Here is a 15,789-nt window from a genome sequence, read left to right on the forward strand (position 1 = left end):
AGGCGGCCGCACAACGGCTCGCGAAACGGGTCTCTAGTTGCGCCGACGTAGCCGTCGGCCGGAGGGAAAGCGATGGGTAGGACACTCGCGGAGAAGGTCTGGGACGACCACGTCGTCCGGCGCGCCGAGGGCGAGCCCGACCTCCTCTTCATCGATCTGCACCTGCTGCACGAGGTGACCAGCCCCCAGGCGTTCGACGGCCTGCGCCAGAACGGCCGGCAGGTGCGGCGCCTCGACCTCACCATCGCCACCGAGGACCACAACACCCCGACCCTCGACATCGACAAGCCCATCGCCGACCCGGTCTCGCGCGCCCAGTTGGAGACCCTGCGCAAGAACTGCGCGGAGTTCGGCGTACGGCTGCACCCGCTGGGCGACGTCGAGCAGGGCGTCGTCCACGTCGTCGGCCCGCAGCTGGGCCTGACCCAGCCCGGCACCACCGTCGTCTGCGGCGACTCGCACACCTCCACGCACGGCGCCTTCGGCGCGCTGGCGTTCGGTATCGGCACCAGCCAGGTCGAGCACGTCCTGGCCACCCAGACCCTGCCGCTGGCCCGCCCCAAGACCATGGCGATCACCGTCGACGGCGAGCTGCCCGAGGACGTCACCGCCAAGGACCTGATCCTGGCGATCATCGCCAAGATCGGCACCGGCGGCGGCCAGGGCTACATCCTGGAGTACCGCGGCTCCGCCATCGAGAAGCTCTCGATGGAGGCCCGGATGACCATCTGCAACATGTCGATCGAGGCCGGCGCCCGCGCGGGCATGATCGCCCCCGACGCGACCACCTTCGCCTACCTGAAGGGCCGTGCCCACGCCCCCGAGGGCGAGGACTGGGACGCCGCCGTCGCGTACTGGGAGACCCTGAAGTCCGACGAGGACGCGGTCTTCGACGCCGAGGTCGTCATCGACGCCGCCTCCCTGGCGCCGTTCGTCACCTGGGGCACCAACCCCGGCCAGGGCGCGCCGCTTTCGGCGAACGTCCCCGACCCGGCTTCGTACGAAGACGCTTCGGAGCGCCTGGCCGCCGAAAAGGCCCTGGAGTACATGGGGTTGACCGCCGGGCAGCCGCTGCGGGACATCAAGGTCGACACCGTCTTCGTAGGCTCCTGCACCAACGGCCGCATCGAGGACCTGCGCAACGCCGCCGCCCTGCTGGAGGGCCGCAAGGTCGCCGAGGGCGTCCGGATGCTGGTCGTCCCCGGCTCCGTCCGGGTGGCCCTGCAGGCCGTCGAGGAGGGCCTGGACAAGGTCTTCAAGGAGTCCGGCGCCGAATGGCGGCACGCGGGCTGCTCGATGTGCCTGGGCATGAACCCCGACCAACTGGCGCCCGGTGAGCGCTCCGCGTCCACCTCCAACCGCAACTTCGAGGGTCGGCAGGGCAAGGGCGGCCGTACCCACCTGGTCTCCCCCCAGGTCGCCGCCGCCACCGCCGTACTGGGCCACCTGGCCTCCCCGGCCGATCTGTCCGACGTCGCTACGCCCGCGGGGGTCTGAGGAACCATGGAAGCTTTCACCACGCACACCGGCCGGGCCGTCCCGCTGCGCCGCAGCAACGTCGACACCGACCAGATCATCCCGGCGCACTGGCTGAAGAAGGTCACCCGCGACGGCTTCGAGGACGGGCTGTTCGAGGCCTGGCGCAAGGACTCCGAGTTCGTGCTCAACCGCCCCGAGCGGCAGGGCGCCACGGTCCTGGTGGCCGGCCCCGACTTCGGCACCGGCTCCTCCCGTGAGCACGCCGTCTGGGCGCTGCAGAACTACGGCTTCAAGACCGTCATCTCCTCCCGGTTCGCCGACATCTTCCGCGGCAACTCGCTGAAGAACGGCCTGCTGACCGTCGTCCTGGACCAGAAGACCGTGGACGCGCTCTGGGAGCTGACCGAGGCCGACCCGACGGCCGAAATCACCGTTGACTTGGAGCGCCGGAAGGTGCTGGCAGCCGGGATCGACGCCGACTTCGAGCTGGACGAGAACGCCCGCTGGCGTCTGCTGAACGGTCTGGACGACATCAGCCTCACCCTTCAGAACGAAGCCGACATCGCGACCTACGAGGCGGCCAGGCCGACCTTCAAACCGCGTACAATTACGGTCTGAGCAGCGCTTTTCCACGACTGCGCCCCCCACCTTCCGGTGGGGGGCGCAGTCGCTTGTTGAGACCCCGTCGGGCGACAACTCGCCCTAGATGGCACAATCGGTGCATGGAACGCGACAGCCAACTCGAGCTCTACGAGGCAGTCGCCGCCCGATTGAAGGAAGCGCACACAAGAGTGCGCGAACTGCAAGTCCCGGAGGGCGTAAGGATGGCGCTGTCCCGGAAGCTGCTGGTCGTCACGGCAGCGGCGAAGCACGATCTCGCGGACGCGGCGACGCGTCTCGACCGGTTGATGAAGGACCTCGATGAGGGCCGATTCCCTGAAGACGACTGACACCAGGAACTCCGCAACGGCACTTCCGCGTTGCGGCACTAGGGTGATTAGCCCGTTTCGTGTTTGATTTGCGGTATATACATGCCTAACGTGCGAAAAAGCTTGAACACTTTCGTTCTGGCAATGTCTCCGAAGGGGAAGACGTGAACAAGGCGCAGCTCGTAGAAGCGATTGCCGACAAGCTCGGCGGCCGTCAGCAGGCCGCGGACGCTGTCGACGCGGTGCTGGACGCGATCGTGCGTGCCGTGGTCGGCGGGGACCGGGTCTCGGTCACCGGCTTCGGCTCGTTCGAGAAGGTCGACCGTCCGGCCCGGTACGCCCGTAACCCGCAGACGGGTGAGCGCGTGCGGGTCAAGAAGACCTCGGTGCCGCGCTTCCGTGCGGGTCAGGGCTTCAAGGACCTGGTCAGCGGCTCGAAGAAGCTCCCCAAGGGTGGCGAGGTCTCCGTCAAGAAGGCGCCCAAGGGCAGCCTGACCGGCGGCGCTTCCGCGACCGTGAAGAAGGCCGCCGCCAAGAAGGCCACCACCGCCAAGAAGGCGGCCGCCAAGAAGGCCACCGCCAAGAAGACCGTGGCGAAGAAGACCACCGCGGTCAAGAAGACCACGGCCGCGAAGAAGACCACCACCGCGGCGGCGAAGAAGACCACGGCGGCCAAGAAGGCCACCCCCGCGAAGAAGACCACCACCGCGGCGGCGAAGAAGGCCACCGCCAAGAAGACCGCGCCGGCGAAGAAGGCCACGGCCAAGAAGGCGCCCGCCAAGAAGACGACGGCGCGCAAGACCACCGCCAAGAAGGCCGCCGCGAAGAAGTAGAAGTAAGCGGCGCAGGGGCCATTGGCCACTCACACGCCGGGCCGGGCTCCCCTCGGGGAGCCCGGCCCGCGGCGCGTTCGCGCCCCTTTCGGCCCATTCGGGCCGATCTCCTCGCCCCCTCCGGCCGGTTCGGCCCGGCCGAGCCGATCGTTCAGAGGGTCTGCAGCGTCACCAGGGTGATCCGCATTTCGCCGTCGGCGGCCGGTCCGGCCTCCGTCTCGATCCGCACCCGCTGCCCGGGACGCAGCAGCAGCAACCCGCCCGCGTCGAAGGCGTCGGCCCCGAACTCCACCGGGGTGCCGTCGTCGAGCAGCACACTGCCGCTGCGGGTCTCGGGGTCGTACGTGTACGCGGTCGCCTGCATGTCCGCAGCCTATCCGGCCGGATGGAAGCGATGGGCCGCCGTCCGAGGGCCGACCCCCAGCGCCCACGCGGCCGCCAGATCCTCGCCGGTGTCCACGTCCCGGCGTACGGAATCCACCCCCGCCAGCCGTATTTCCACCGCCCCCGAAGACAAATGCCGGCGCCGCGAAGCGCCCCCGAATGCAGGTGCCAATTCCACTCCCGGGCCCGCCGAGAGGAATGTCGTACCGATTTCGGCGGCATCCGCGAGAAATGTCCGGGGGAATTCGCCGGCGGCGTCCAGGACCAGGGCCAGCTCGCCCGGGCGCAGCGCGGGCAGGTCCGCGTTGAGCGCCGCGATCCCCGCCTCCGGCCGGGACTCCCGTACCGTCCGCGCCCCGTGCGCCAGCGCCGCGTTCAGTCCTGAACCCGGGGAGTCGGGCACGATCCGCGCGCCGAGCGCCGCCAGCGCCACCGCGGCCACCGGATCGTCCGTGACGACCGCCACATCCCGCACCCGCCCGCATTCCAGCGCCGCGGCCACCGTGTCCTGCGCGAACGCCAGCGCGAGGCGGGGGCGCAGCAGTGCCCCGGCGGCCGCGGCGAGCCTGCTCTTCGCCCGCGCGAGGGGCTTCAGGGGGACGACCAGGGACCAGCCGCCGTCCGGATCGGTGTTCATCGGGGCCCATTCTGTCCCCACACCGCCGGGATGATCGACGGGCCGTAGGGGCCGGTGCCCGGCGGCCGCCCGATCCCGGGGCGTACGGTGTTCTCGACAGACCAGGAGCATGGGGCGACACTTGACCCCCTGCACGCCAGTCCCAGAGGAAGGTGCACGAGTGTCCCGCCGCAGAATCGGCTTCTGGTACCGCCTGGCGGCGGTCATCGCTAAACCGCCGCTGGTGGTTCTGTTCAAGCGGGACTGGCGCGGAACGGAACACATTCCGGCCGACGGCGGATTCATCACCGCCGTCAATCACAACTCGTATCTGGACCCGCTGTCCTACGCGCACTACCAGTACAACACCGGACGCGTCCCGCGCTTCCTCGCCAAGGCCGCCCTCTTCAAGGGCTCGTTCGTCGGCACGATGCTCCGGGGCACCGGTCAGATCCCCGTCTACCGCGAGACGACCAACGCGCTGGACGCGTTCCGCGCCGCCGTCAACGCCATCGAGCGCGGCGAGTGCGTCGCCTTCTACCCCGAGGGCACCCTCACCCGGGACCCCGACATGTGGCCCATGGCGGGCAAGACCGGCGCGGCCCGCGTCGCGCTGCTCACCAAGGCCCCGGTCATCCCGGTCGCCCAGTGGGGCGCCAACCTGGCGATGCCGCCGTACGCCAAGGAGAACAAGCTCAACCTGTTCCCGCGCAAGACGCTGATCGTGCAGGCCGGCCCGCCCGTCGACCTCTCCCGCTTCTACGAGCTGGAGCCGACGCCCGAGGTGCTGCGCGAGGCGACCGAGGCCATCATGGCCGCGATCACCGAGATCCTCGAGGACGTACGCGACGAGAAGGCGCCGGCCGAGCCGTACGACCACCGCAAGGCCCGGCTGGAACAGCGGCGCAAGGCCGCCGGGGAGGGCACGAAGTGACCAAGGCAGCCGTCTTCGGCACCGGATCCTGGGGCACCGCCTTCGGCATGGTGCTCGCCGACGCGGGCTGCGAGGTGACCCTCTGGGGCCGCCGCGCCGGACTCGTCGAGGCCATCAACACCACCCGCACCAACCCCGACTACCTGCCGGGGATCGAACTCCCCGCGAACGTCCGGGCCACCACGGACCCCGCCGAGGCCGCCCACGACGCCGACTTCACCGTCCTCGTCGTGCCCTCGCAGACGCTCCGCGCCAACCTCGCCGAATGGGCCCCCAAGCTGGCCCCGGACACCGTCCTCGTCTCCCTGATGAAGGGCGTCGAACTCGGCACGGCCGAGCGGATGAGCGAGGTCATCATGGAGGTCGCCGACGTGCCCGCGGAGCGCGTCGCCGTCCTCACCGGCCCCAACCTGGCCAAGGAGATCGCCACCCGGCAGCCCGCCGGCGCCGTCGTCGCCTGCGCCGACGAAGCGGTCGCCCAGCGGCTCCAGACCGCCTGCATGACCCCCTACTTCCGGCCGTACACCAGCACCGACGTCGTCGGCTGCGAGCTCGGCGGCGCGGTGAAGAACGTCATCGGGCTCGCCGTCGGCATCGCCAACGGCATGGGGCTCGGCGACAACTCCAAGGCCACGCTCATCACCCGTGGCCTGGCCGAGACCACCCGCCTCGGCCTCGCGATGGGCGCCGACCCGCTCACCTTCGCCGGTCTCGCCGGCCTCGGCGACCTGGTCGCCACCTGCTCCTCGCCGCTCTCCCGGAACAACACCTTCGGCACCAACCTGGGCCGCGGGATGACCCTGGAGGAGACCATCGCGGCGACCAAGCAGACCGCCGAGGGCGTCAAGTCCTGCGAGTCCGTGCTCGATCTGGCCCGCCGCCACGGGGTCGACATGCCGATCACCGAGACGGTCGTCTCCATCGTCCACGAGGGCAAGCCGCCGATCGTCGCCCTCAAGGAACTGATGTCCCGCAGCGCCAAGCCCGAGCGCCGCTGACACACCCGCTACGCCGGACGCGCGCGGCGGCCCGGGCTCTTAAGCGCATCGAACACGCAAGGTACGCTCAACGCGTTATGAGCGAGAACACCCAGAGCCCCCGCAAGCCGCGCGTGGCCGTCGTCTTCGGCGGACGCAGCTCCGAGCACGCCATCTCCGTCGTCACGGCCGGCGCCGTCCTGCGCGCCATCGACCGGACCAAGTACGACGTGCTGCCCATCGGCATCACGACGGACGGGCGCTGGGCGCTGACCGCCGACGCCCCCGAGCGGATGGCCATCGCCGACCGCGCGCTCCCGAACGTCACCGACCTCACCGAGTCCGAGCACGGCGGTGTCGTCCTCTCCGTCGACCCGGCCAACCGCGAGGTCGTGTACACCGAGCCCGGCTCCGTGCCGAAGGCGCTCGGCGAGGTGGACGTCGTCTTCCCGATGCTGCACGGCCCGTACGGCGAGGACGGCACCCTCCAGGGCCTCCTGGAACTCTCCGGCGTCCCCTACGTCGGCGCGGGCGTCCTCGCCTCCGCCGTCGGCCAGGACAAGGAGTACATGAAGCGGGTGTTCACCTCCTTCGGGCTGCCCGTCGGCCCGTACGAGGTCATCCGCCCCCGCGAGTGGGAGCAGAGCCCCGCGGCCGCCCGCAAGAAGATCGTCGAGTTCGCCGCCGAGCACGGCTGGCCGCTCTTCGTGAAGCCGGCCCGCGGCGGCTCCTCCATGGGCATCACCAAGGTCGACGACCTCTCGGGCCTGGACGAGGCCATCGAGGAGGCCCGTCGCCACGACCCCAAGATCCTGGTCGAGTCGCTGCTGCGCGGCCGTGAGATCGAGTGCGGAGTCCTGGAGTTCGAGGACGGTCCGCGCGCCAGCGTGCCGGCCGAGATCCCGCCCGTCACCGACCACGACTTCTACGACTTCGAGGCCAAGTACATCGACTCGGCGTCCGGGATCGTGCCCGCGCCGATCGGCGACGAGGCGACCGCCGAGATCCAGCGGCTCGCGGTGGCCGCCTACGAGGCCGTCTCCTGCGAGGGACTGGTCCGCGCGGACTTCTTCCTCACCGAGGACGGCGAGTTCGTGATCAACGAGATCAACACCATGCCGGGCTTCACCCCGATCTCCATGTACCCGCGCATGTGGCAGGAGAGTGGCGTCAGCTACCCCGAGCTGGTCGACCGGCTGATCCAGGCCGCGCTGACCCGCTCCACGGGCCTGCGCTGACGGACGGCGCCCCGGGCGTCTCCTCCGGACCGGGACGGGCGTCGTGAGCCCGGCAGGGCCCGGAGGGGACGCCCTACTCGCACTCGGGCTCCAGAGCACACGGAACCGTGCGCTCCACGGGGGCGGCGAGATCCACGAGCGGTGCGGCGTCGTGCGCGTACCGCTCGTCCAGCGTCACCTCGACATAGGTCTTCCGGTACACCGAGGTGAAGCGGGGTCCGCTGCCCTCCCGCTGTTCCAGCATCCAGCGCACGCCGTCGACCGAGACGCCCTGGGACTGGGGATCGGTCATCTTTTCGGGCCGGGGAACTCCACAGCGCAGTACGATCGCCGCGTCCCCCCACCCGGCGGTCAGCTCGGACTCGGGCTTCGGATCGGTCCGTCCCAGCCCCGCCACGGTGTCCGGAAGCTCCTTCGCCAGCGCCTGGCAGAGGGCGGCCTCCTCCGCCGGAGGGCTGGGAAGCGGGACCGCCTTCGCATCCGTGGAGGAGCAGCCCGCAGCGGTCAGCAGCAGGAGTGCCGCGGCGGCGGTGGGCAGGCCGAAGGGCCGGTGGGAAGACTTCACCGGCCAAGGGTAGACGGGGGCTACAGATGCACGACCGGGCAGGTGAGGGTTCGCGTGATGCCGTCCACTTGCTGGACCTTGGCGACCACCATGCGGCCCAGTTCGTCGACCGTGTCGGCCTGGGCGCGGACGATCACGTCGTACGGGCCCGTCACGTCTTCCGCCTGGATCACCCCCGGGATCTTGGAGATGGTCTCGGCGACGGTCGACGCCTTGCCCACCTCGGTCTGAATAAGGATGTACGCCTGTACCACGGAACCTCCAGGGCGACCACGAGGATCTTGTGGGAGAAAGGGACGCCACGGTACCGCGTCGCCGAGGGCCGCGGGGAGACCTGCGCGCCCCGAGGCGCCCACAGTGTGGCGTACGCACGACAGAAGTTGACGGTCTACTTGACGGTACCCAGCGCGGTGACGGCTCGCGACCCGCAGAGCGAGCGGCGGGCGACGCGCACGGCCGGCACGACAACACGAGGTGATACGCGGTGAAGGGCACAGTAGGAGAGCTGGGGGAGTTCGGTCTCATCAGAGAGCTCACCTCCCGGCTCACCTCCACCCCGGCGGTACGGATCGGACCCGGCGACGACGCCGCGGTCGTCTCCGCACCGGACCGGCGCGTGGTGGCCAGTACGGACATCCTCCTCGAAGGACGTCACTTCCGCCGCGACTGGTCGACGGCGTACGACGTCGGCCGCAAGGCGGCCGCACAGAACCTCGCCGACATCGCGGCCATGGGCGCCGTACCCACCGCGCTCCTGCTCGGCCTCGTCGTCCCGGCCGAACTCCCCGCCACGTGGCCCGTGGAACTCATGGACGGTCTGCGCGACGAGTGCCAGGTCGCCGGAGCGGCCGTCGTCGGCGGCGACGTCGTCCGCGGCGACACGATCACCGTCGCCATCACCGCCCTGGGCGACCTGCGCAACCACGACCCGGTGACCCGGGCCGGGGCGCAGCCGGGCGACGTCGTCGCCTACACCGGCTGGCTCGGCTGGTCCGCCGCCGGATACGCGGTGCTCTCCCGTGGCTTCCGCTCCCCGCGCGCCTTCGTCGAGGCCCACCGGCGGCCCGAACCGCCGTACCACGCGGGCCCCGCGGCGGCCGGTCTCGGCGCCACCGCCATGTGCGACGTCAGCGACGGACTCATCGCCGACCTCGGCCACATCGCCGAGGCCAGCAAGGTCCGCATCGACCTGCGCTCCGGGCTCATCGACATCCCGACCCAGATGAACGACATCGGCCAGGCGGTCGGCGTGGACCCGCTGCAGTGGGTGCTCACCGGGGGAGAGGACCACGCGATCGTCGCCACCTTCCCGCCGGACGTGAAACTGCCGGCCCGCTGGAAGGTCATCGGCGAGGTCCTCAACCCCTCCGCGCTGCCGCAGGTGACGGTGGACGGGGCGCCCTGGCACAGCACGGGCGGCTGGGACCACTTCGGGGGCACCGAGTGAGGCCGCCGCTGGTCCTCACCGTCGCCGGATCCGACTCCGGCGGCGGCGCCGGCATCCAGGCCGACCTGAAGACGATGCTCGCCCTCGGCGTCCACGGCATGAGCGTGCTCACCGCCGTCACCGCCCAGAACTCCCTGGGCGTCCGGGGCGCGTGGGAACTGCCCGAGGACGCCGTACGGGCCCAGTACCGGGCCGTCGTCGACGACATCGGCGTCCAGGCCGTGAAGACCGGGATGCTGTCCTCCGCCGCGCTCGTGGAGACCGTGGCGGAGCTGCTCGCCGGCACACCGGACGTGCCCGTGGTCGTCGACCCGGTCGGCGTCTCCAAGCACGGGGATCCGCTGCTCGCGGCCTCGGCGCTGGACTCCGTACGGGCCAAGCTGCTGCCCGTGGCCACGGTGGCCACGCCCAACCTCGACGAGGTGGCGCAGCTCACGGGATTCGTCGTCGAGCGGGAGGCCGACCTGCGGGAGGCCGCGGCGGCGATCCTGGCGTACGGGCCGCGGTGGGCGCTCATCAAGGGAGGCCACCTCGAAGGGGACGCGGTCGACCTGCTCACGGACGGGACCGAGGAGCACTGGCTGCGCGCTCCCCGGCACGACAACCGGCACACGCACGGCACGGGCTGCACCCTGGCCTCCGCCGTGGCGTCCGGCCTCGCCAAGGGGCTGACCGTGCCGGAGGCGGTGCGGGAGGCGAAGGAGTACGTGACCGGCGCGATCGCCGCCGGCTTCGCGCTGGGCACGGGCATCGGCCCCGTGGACCACGGCTGGCGATTCCGCGCCTAGGCAGCGCCCCAGGGCATGGCAAAAGGCCGGTTCACCGAGGTGAACCGGCCTTTCAAGGCAACCGCAGGGGCTGCGCTACGACGAAACGTCGGCGTTAGCGCGAGACCTTGCCGGCCTTGATGCACGAGGTGCAGACGTTGAGCCGCTTCGGCGTCCGACCGACCACGGCACGCACACGCTGGATGTTCGGGTTCCAGCGACGAGACGTACGGCGGTGCGAGTGCGAAATGTTGTTGCCGAAGCCCGGCCCCTTGCCGCAGACGTCGCAGTTGGCAGCCACGGGTCACTCCAAAGACTTCAGATTTACAGTGAAATCCGGCGCACCGGAATCAGAGTTCTGAAGTGGCTTGCCGGGGGAATGGCCCGACTCGCGCCGGGCAACCGAAGCAGCATACAACGGCTGCTCCCGTAGAACGAAACTACCATGACGACCGCGGCCCCCGCCCCGGGTGCAGGTCACGACCGGGTCTACGCTGCGGTGAGCCGCCCGCAGACGCCGCCTAGCCGGAGGATCACCCGTTGCCGCAGACCGCGCAGACCCTCGACGCCGCAGCGGTTCGCTCCTGGTGCGTACGGGCGCTCGACGCGCTCGGCAGGGAGCGCGAGGAGATCGACGCGATCAACGTCTATCCGATCGCCGACGGGGACACCGGCACGAACCTGTACCTGACCGTGGAATCCGCCGCCCGGGCCGTCGAGGCGCTCTTCGACGAGGACGCACCCGACGCGGGCGACGCCATACGGGCCATGGCCCACGGCGCCCTGATCGGTGCCCGCGGCAACTCCGGGACCATCCTCTCCCAGCTGCTGCGCGGCATGGCCTCCGTCCTCGCCGCCGGGCACGACGGCGACCATCTCGCCCGATCCCTGGAGGCGGCGGCGCGCTCGGCCCGCGCGGCCGTGGCGCACCCCGTCGAAGGGACGATCCTCAGCGTGGCCACCGCCGCCGCGGCCGCCTGCGACGGCGGCGGCAGCCTCGTGACGGTGGCCAGAGGGGCCTACGAGGGGGCCAGGAACGCTCTGGAGGCCACCCCCGGACAACTGGCCGTCCTCGAACGCGCCGGCGTCGTGGACGCGGGCGGACGGGGCCTGGTGGCCGTCCTCGGCGCCCTCGTGGAGGCCGTGTCGGGGGAGGCCCAGGTACGCCCGACCGGGACGACGCACCGGCCGGTCGCCGACGACACCTGCGCCCCCGAGAGCGGGCCCGCCTTCGAAGTGATCTACCTCCTGGAGGCGGACGACCCGGCAGTGGAACGGCTCAGGGCCCGGCTGGACGCGCTGGGGGACTCTCTGGTCGTGGTCGGCGGAGACGGGCTGTGGAACGTCCACGTCCATGTCGACGACGCGGGAGCGGCCGTCGAGGCCGGTGTGGAGGCGGGCCGGCCGTACCGGATTCGCATCACGCACTTCTCGGGCGTCACCGAGACGCGGGAGCGGACGCAGCGGGCGGTCGTCGCGGTCGTGCCCGGCGAAGGGCTCGCGGGCCTCTGCGCCGAGGCCGGGGCGACGACGGTGCTGGCCAGGCCGGGCGAACCGCCGGCCAGCGGCGAACTCGTCGACGCCATCCGCCGGGCCCACGCGCGCGAGGTCGTGCTCCTGCCGAACGACACCGACCTGCGGCACACCGCCGGCGCCGCGGCGGAACAGGCCCGCGCGGAGGGCATCAGGGTCGCCCTGATCCCGACCCGGGCGGCCGTCCAGGGCATCGCCGCGCTCGCCGTCCACGAACCGGACCGGCGCTTCGACGAGGACGTCGTGGCGATGACGGCGGCCGCGGGAGCGACCCGGTACGCCGAACTCGCCGTCGCCGAACGGCAGTCCTTCACCTCGGCCGGCGTCTGCCAGGCCGGCGACATCCTCGGTCTGATCGAAGGCGACGTGGCGGTCATCGGCCAGGACCTGACCACGACGGCCCGCACGGTCCTGGACCGCATGCTGTCGGCGGGCGGCGAACTGGTCACCCTCATCGTGGCCGACGAGACCCCGCCCTCCCTGGCGGCGGCGCTCGAACGCCACGTCCGCGAGACGCACCTGGCCGTCGACACGACCACCTACCGCGGCGGAGCGGGGGCGCCGGCCCTCCTGATCGGGGTCGAGTAGCGGGCGGGCGGCCCCTCCCCGGCACGGCGCCCCGCCGACGTGACGCGGCGATATCCACGGCCTGCGGGACGGGTGTCAGTGCGGTGGTGTGCAATGGAACGCGTGCCAGTGCTCGACGAACCCCTCAAGAACCTCCTCGGCGCCGCCACCGCGAAGGTGATGGCCGAGCACCTCGACCTGCGCACGGTCGGGGACCTCCTCCACCACTACCCGCGGCGGTACGCCGAGCGCGGCGAGCTGACCGCCCTCGCCGATCTGCCGCTGGACGAGCACGTCACCGTCGTCGCGCGGGTGGCCGACGCCCGCGTGCTGACCTTCAACAAGGGCGGCCGGGGCAAGGGCCAGCGCCTGGAGGTCACCATCACCGACGGCAGCGGCCGGATGCAGCTGGTCTTCTTCGGCCGCGCCGTCCACTTCCACCAGAAGGAGCTCCTGCCGGGCCGCCGCGGGATGTTCGCCGGCAAGGTCGGGGTCTTCAACCGCAAGCTCCAGCTCGCCCACCCCGAGTACAAGCTCCTGGACGCGGAGAGCAGCGACGAGACGGTCAAGGCGTTCGCCAACGAACTCCTCCCGATCTACCCCGCCTGCAAGCAGCTGGAGTCCTGGACCATCGAGCAGTCCGTCTCCATCGCCCTCGACTCGCTGGTCGCCACCGACTGGGCGGGGCTCGCCGACCCGCTGCCGCGAGCGCTGCGCGAGGACCGCGGCCTCGCCGACCTGCACGAGGCCCTCCTCAAGGTCCACCGCCCGCGCACCAAGGCGGACATCGAGGACGCGCGGCAGCGGCTCAAGTGGGACGAGGCGTTCGTCCTCCAGGTCGCCCTCGCCCGCCGCCGGTTCGCCGACACCCAACTGCCCGCCGTCGCCCGCAGACCCGCCCCCGACGGCCTCCTCGACGCCTTCGACGCCAAGCTGCCCTTCACCCTCACCGACGGCCAGCAGAAGGTCTCCAGGGAGATCTTCGACGACCTCGCCACCGAGCACCCCATGCACCGCCTCCTCCAGGGAGAGGTCGGATCGGGAAAGACCATGGTGGCCCTGCGGGCCATGCTCGCCGTCGTCGACGCCGGCGGACAGGCCGCGATGCTCGCCCCCACCGAGGTCCTCGCCCAGCAGCACCACCGCTCGATCACCGAGATGATGGGCGAGCTCGCCGAAGGCGGGATGCTCGGCGGCGCCGAGCACGCCACCAAGGTCGTCCTGCTCACCGGCTCGATGGGAGCCGCCGGCCGCCGGCAGGCCCTGCTCGACCTCGTCACCGGCGAGGCCGGCCTCGTGATCGGCACGCACGCGCTCATCGAGGACAAGGTCCAGTTCCACGACCTCGGCCTCGTCGTGGTCGACGAGCAGCACCGCTTCGGCGTCGAGCAGCGCGACGCCCTGCGCGGAAAGGGCAAGCAGCCGCCCCACCTGCTCGTCATGACGGCCACCCCGATCCCGCGCACGGTCGCCATGACCGTCTTCGGCGACCTGGAGACCTCCGTCCTGGACCAGCTGCCCGCCGGGCGCTCCCCGATCGCCAGCCATGTCGTCCCGGCCGCCGACAAGCCGCACTTCCTCGCACGCGCCTGGGAGCGGGTGCGGGAGGAGGTGGAGAACGGCCACCAGGCGTACGTGGTCTGCCCCCGCATCGGCGACGGCGAGGACGAGAACGGCAAGGGAGCACGGAAGAAGCCGTCCCCCGAGGACGAGGCCGAGAAGCGCCCACCGCTCGCCGTCGTCGAGATCGCCGACCAGCTCACCAGGGGACCCCTCGCCGGACTCCGCGTCGAGGTCCTGCACGGCCGGATGCACCCGGACGACAAGGACGACGTCATGCGCCGCTTCGCCGCCGGCGACGTCGACGTCCTGGTCGCCACGACCGTCATCGAGGTCGGCGTCAACGTCCCCAACGCCACCGCCATGGTGATCATGGACGCGGACCGCTTCGGCGTCTCCCAGCTCCACCAGCTCCGCGGCCGCGTCGGCCGCGGCTCCGCCCCCGGCCTGTGCCTCCTCGTCACCGAGATGCCCGAGGCCAGCCCCGCCCGGCAGCGCCTCGCCGCCGTCGCCTCCACCCTCGACGGCTTCGAGCTCTCCCGCATCGACCTCGAACAGCGCCGCGAGGGCGACGTCCTCGGCCAGGCCCAGTCCGGCGTCCGCTCCTCGCTGCGGATGCTCACCGTCATCGACGACGAGGAGGTCATCGCCGCCGCCCGCGAGGAGGCGACCGCCGTCGTCCTCGCCGACCCCGACCTCACCGGACACCCCGAGCTGCGCACCGCCCTGGACGCCCTCCTGGACAAGGAGCGGGAGGAGTACCTGGAGAAGGGGTGACGCCATCCCCGCCCCACCCGCCATATCGTGGAGGGGCAGACCACGGAGCGCCCCCGAGAAGGACAAGGACCTCAGATGACCCGCGTGATCGCCGGTGCCGCCGGCGGACGCCGACTGGCCGTGCCCCCGGGCAACGGCACCCGCCCCACGTCCGACCGGGCGCGCGAGGGCCTCTTCTCCACGTGGGAGTCGCTCCTCGGGACCCTCGACGGCACCCGGGTGGCCGATCTGTACGCGGGTTCGGGCGCCGTCGGACTCGAGGCGCTCTCCCGGGGCGCCTCCCACGCGCTCCTCGTCGAAGCGGACGCCCGTGCCGCCCGGACCGTCCGGGAGAACGTCCGGACGCTCGGACTCCCGGGCGCCGAACTCCGTACGGGCAAAGCGGAACAGATCGTGACGGGAGCCGCCCCCACCGCCCCCTACGACGTGGTCTTCCTCGACCCGCCGTACGCCGTCTCGGACGACGATCTTCGCGAGATCCTCCTCACACTCCGCTCTGGGGGCTGGCTCACGGAGGACGCCCTCGTCACCGTGGAGCGCAGCACCCGAGGCGGGGAGTTCGGCTGGCCGGCCGGATTCGAACCATTGCGGGCCCGTCGTTACGGCGAGGGAACGTTTTGGTACGGTCGCGCCGCCTCTACGTGCGAAGACGCACGATGACCGGACCGGAGAGCGAGGGACCCACGTTGCGCCGCGCCGTCTGTCCGGGGTCATTCGACCCCATCACCAACGGACATCTCGACATCATCGCCCGCGCCTCCAAGCTGTACGACGTCGTACACGTCGCGGTGATGATCAACCAGTCCAAGAAGGGACTGTTCACCGTCGACGAGCGGATCGAGCTGATCCGCGAGGTCACGGCGGACTTCGGCAACGTCGAGGTCGAGTCCTTCCACGGCCTCCTGGTCGACTTCTGCAAGCAGCGCGACATCCCCGCGATCGTGAAGGGCCTGCGCGCGGTCAGCGACTTCGACTACGAGCTGCAGATGGCGCAGATGAACAACGGGCTCTCGGGCGTCGAGACCCTGTTCGTCCCCACCAACCCCACCTACAGCTTCCTGTCGTCCTCCCTGGTCAAGGAGGTCGCCGCCGGGGGCGGCGTCGTCTGCCCCCGGGTGGCACCGGCCCGGCACGGCCGGCTGCCCCGCCGCCCCGCCGCGCCGCCCCGCGGGCAGTGTACCCC

18 protein-coding genes are annotated in these 15,789 nt (G+C 71.3%); 13 read left to right on the forward strand and 5 right to left on the reverse strand.

Annotated features, from left to right (window positions below):
- The first annotated feature begins 72 nt into the window (after positions 1 to 72).
- From leuC to AB0D99_RS15495, 4 genes are all read left to right on the forward strand, one after another.
- On the forward strand, positions 73 to 1,497 hold the full coding sequence (gene leuC, locus AB0D99_RS15480; protein WP_362360960.1) for a 3-isopropylmalate dehydratase large subunit: 1,425 nt from the start codon (positions 73 to 75) through the stop codon (positions 1,495 to 1,497).
- 6 nt (positions 1,498 to 1,503) lie between these two features.
- Positions 1,504 to 2,097 carry a 3-isopropylmalate dehydratase small subunit gene (gene leuD / locus AB0D99_RS15485; protein WP_362360963.1) on the forward strand — a complete coding sequence of 198 codons (594 nt, stop codon included), beginning with the start codon at positions 1,504 to 1,506 and terminating at the stop codon, positions 2,095 to 2,097.
- A gap of 104 nt (positions 2,098 to 2,201) precedes the next feature.
- Positions 2,202 to 2,429 (forward strand): hypothetical protein, encoded by a 228-nt coding sequence (locus tag AB0D99_RS15490; protein WP_260227783.1) that lies wholly within the window; start codon positions 2,202 to 2,204, stop codon positions 2,427 to 2,429.
- 143 nt (positions 2,430 to 2,572) lie between these two features.
- Positions 2,573 to 3,241, forward strand: a complete 669-nt coding sequence (locus AB0D99_RS15495) for an HU family DNA-binding protein (protein ID WP_362360967.1) — start codon at positions 2,573 to 2,575, stop codon at positions 3,239 to 3,241.
- A gap of 151 nt (positions 3,242 to 3,392) precedes the next feature.
- On the opposite strand, the gene AB0D99_RS15500 is transcribed toward AB0D99_RS15495, so the two are convergent.
- Both AB0D99_RS15500 and cofC read right to left on the reverse strand, forming a co-directional pair.
- A complete protein-coding gene (locus tag AB0D99_RS15500) occupies positions 3,393 to 3,605 on the reverse strand; it encodes a hypothetical protein (RefSeq protein ID WP_362360970.1) in 213 nt (70 codons plus the stop codon).
- Between the two features lie 9 nt (positions 3,606 to 3,614).
- A complete protein-coding gene (gene cofC / locus AB0D99_RS15505) occupies positions 3,615 to 4,262 on the reverse strand; it encodes a 2-phospho-L-lactate guanylyltransferase (protein WP_362360973.1) in 648 nt (215 codons plus the stop codon).
- 160 nt (positions 4,263 to 4,422) lie between these two features.
- Between cofC and AB0D99_RS15510 the strand changes: the two genes are divergently transcribed.
- The 3 genes from AB0D99_RS15510 to AB0D99_RS15520 all read left to right on the forward strand — a co-directional run bounded on the left by AB0D99_RS15510 (position 4,423) and on the right by AB0D99_RS15520 (position 7,390).
- Entirely contained in the window at positions 4,423 to 5,175 is a 753-nt protein-coding gene (locus tag AB0D99_RS15510; protein WP_362360976.1) for a lysophospholipid acyltransferase family protein, read from the forward strand.
- Positions 5,172 to 6,173, forward strand: a complete 1,002-nt coding sequence (locus tag AB0D99_RS15515) for an NAD(P)H-dependent glycerol-3-phosphate dehydrogenase (RefSeq protein ID WP_362360979.1) — start codon at positions 5,172 to 5,174, stop codon at positions 6,171 to 6,173. The genes AB0D99_RS15510 and AB0D99_RS15515 overlap by 4 nt, the downstream gene beginning before the upstream one ends.
- 77 nt (positions 6,174 to 6,250) lie before the next feature.
- A complete protein-coding gene (locus AB0D99_RS15520; RefSeq protein WP_362360982.1) occupies positions 6,251 to 7,390 on the forward strand; it encodes a D-alanine--D-alanine ligase family protein in 1,140 nt (379 codons plus the stop codon).
- 73 nt (positions 7,391 to 7,463) lie between these two features.
- Here AB0D99_RS15520 and AB0D99_RS15525 read toward each other — a convergent pair whose 3' ends face one another.
- Together AB0D99_RS15525 and AB0D99_RS15530 are read right to left on the reverse strand one after the other, a co-directional pair.
- Positions 7,464 to 7,955 (reverse strand): DUF3515 domain-containing protein, encoded by a 492-nt coding sequence (locus AB0D99_RS15525; protein WP_362360984.1) that lies wholly within the window; start codon positions 7,953 to 7,955, stop codon positions 7,464 to 7,466.
- A 20-nt stretch (positions 7,956 to 7,975) separates the two neighbouring features.
- On the reverse strand, positions 7,976 to 8,209 hold the full coding sequence (locus AB0D99_RS15530; protein ID WP_028802415.1) for an Lrp/AsnC ligand binding domain-containing protein: 234 nt from the start codon (positions 8,207 to 8,209) through the stop codon (positions 7,976 to 7,978).
- 230 nt (positions 8,210 to 8,439) lie between these two features.
- On the opposite strand from AB0D99_RS15530, the gene AB0D99_RS15535 reads away from it, so the two are divergent.
- Both AB0D99_RS15535 and thiD read left to right on the forward strand, forming a co-directional pair.
- Positions 8,440 to 9,402, forward strand: a complete 963-nt coding sequence (locus AB0D99_RS15535) for a thiamine-phosphate kinase (protein ID WP_362360987.1) — start codon at positions 8,440 to 8,442, stop codon at positions 9,400 to 9,402.
- Entirely contained in the window at positions 9,399 to 10,190 is a 792-nt protein-coding gene (thiD, locus tag AB0D99_RS15540; RefSeq protein WP_362360990.1) for a bifunctional hydroxymethylpyrimidine kinase/phosphomethylpyrimidine kinase, read from the forward strand. Before AB0D99_RS15535 ends, thiD begins: the two co-directional genes overlap by 4 nt.
- Positions 10,191 to 10,284: 94 nt before the next feature.
- On the opposite strand, the gene rpmB is transcribed toward thiD, so the two are convergent.
- Positions 10,285 to 10,470 carry a 50S ribosomal protein L28 gene (gene rpmB, locus AB0D99_RS15545; RefSeq protein WP_003957616.1) on the reverse strand — a complete coding sequence of 62 codons (186 nt, stop codon included), beginning with the start codon at positions 10,468 to 10,470 and terminating at the stop codon, positions 10,285 to 10,287.
- 239 nt (positions 10,471 to 10,709) lie between these two features.
- Between rpmB and AB0D99_RS15550 the strand changes: the two genes are divergently transcribed.
- From AB0D99_RS15550 to coaD, 4 genes are all read left to right on the forward strand, one after another.
- Complete coding sequence (locus AB0D99_RS15550) at positions 10,710 to 12,290, forward strand: DAK2 domain-containing protein (RefSeq protein ID WP_362360993.1); 1,581 nt, start codon at positions 10,710 to 10,712, stop codon at positions 12,288 to 12,290.
- A gap of 93 nt (positions 12,291 to 12,383) precedes the next feature.
- A complete protein-coding gene (recG, locus tag AB0D99_RS15555) occupies positions 12,384 to 14,606 on the forward strand; it encodes an ATP-dependent DNA helicase RecG (RefSeq protein ID WP_362360996.1) in 2,223 nt (740 codons plus the stop codon).
- 75 nt (positions 14,607 to 14,681) lie between these two features.
- Positions 14,682 to 15,266, forward strand: a complete 585-nt coding sequence (gene rsmD / locus AB0D99_RS15560; protein WP_362360999.1) for a 16S rRNA (guanine(966)-N(2))-methyltransferase RsmD — start codon at positions 14,682 to 14,684, stop codon at positions 15,264 to 15,266.
- Between the two features lie 26 nt (positions 15,267 to 15,292).
- The coding region (coaD, locus tag AB0D99_RS15565; RefSeq protein ID WP_362361010.1) for a pantetheine-phosphate adenylyltransferase at positions 15,293 to 15,789 on the forward strand (497 nt) is incomplete at its 3' end.

The sequence above is a fragment of the Streptomyces sp. NPDC047971 genome (assembly GCF_040653355.1).
In the GTDB taxonomy this organism is placed as follows: domain Bacteria; phylum Actinomycetota; class Actinomycetes; order Streptomycetales; family Streptomycetaceae; genus Streptomyces.